The sequence below is a fragment of the Mesorhizobium sp. L48C026A00 genome (genome assembly GCF_000502375.1).
In the GTDB taxonomy this organism is placed as follows: Bacteria; Pseudomonadota; Alphaproteobacteria; order Rhizobiales; family Rhizobiaceae; genus Mesorhizobium; species Mesorhizobium muleiense.
This window is the reverse complement of sequence record NZ_AYWU01000119.1, coordinates 1-578: the sequence shown is the minus strand read 5'-3', so window position 1 is coordinate 578 and position 578 is coordinate 1. Positions and strand designations below refer to the sequence as shown.

The 578-nt window shown below is 67.2% G+C and carries 1 protein-coding gene and 1 pseudogene; both read right to left on the bottom strand.

All coding sequences use genetic code 11. The annotated features are described in order from the left end of the window. Nucleotides 1–97 (bottom strand): hypothetical protein (locus X738_RS88685; protein ID WP_280812088.1); only part of this gene is annotated, 97 nt, incomplete at its 3' end. A 196-nt stretch (nucleotides 98–293) separates the two neighbouring features. Further along, nucleotides 294–521 (bottom strand): annotated as a pseudogene (locus X738_RS88680) (condensation domain-containing protein); the annotation flags it as partial. Nucleotides 522–578: the final 57 nt, after the last annotated feature.

Here is a 578-nt window from a genome sequence, read left to right as displayed (position 1 = left end):
ACGACTGCTGGGCCGGCCGCGGACGGTCCGTCGGCAAGCCAAGACGGGCCGGGGCGCCGGCGAGGGTCTCGCGCCAATAGTCCGCCTGGCTCTGCAGCCGTTCCCTCGTCAGCCACTGTCGCTGCCAGGCGGCATAATCCGGGTACTGGATCGCNGTCCGCCTGGCTCTGCAGCCGTTCCCTCGTCAGCCACTGTCGCTGCCAGGCGGCATAATCCGGGTACTGGATCGCCAGCGGCGGCAAAGGATCGTCCTGTCCAGCCTCGAACGCCCGGTAAAGCTGACTGAGTTCACCCACCAGCACGCTCATCGACCAGCCGTCCGAGACGATGTGGTGCTGGGTCAGCAGGAAGACGTGTTGCTCATCCGACATCCCGATCAGACGCCCGCGGATCAGCGGCCCGCGCGCAACATCGAACGGCGTGCGCGCCTCTTCATGGCACAGATCCAAAAGCGCAGCCTCAGCATCCGGCCTGTCCCGCAGATCGTGCTCGGCCACCGGCAGTCCCGCATCCGGCGGCAGAACCGCGACCAGGGGCTTGCCCTCCGACGCGACAAAGACACTGCGTAGCGCCTCATG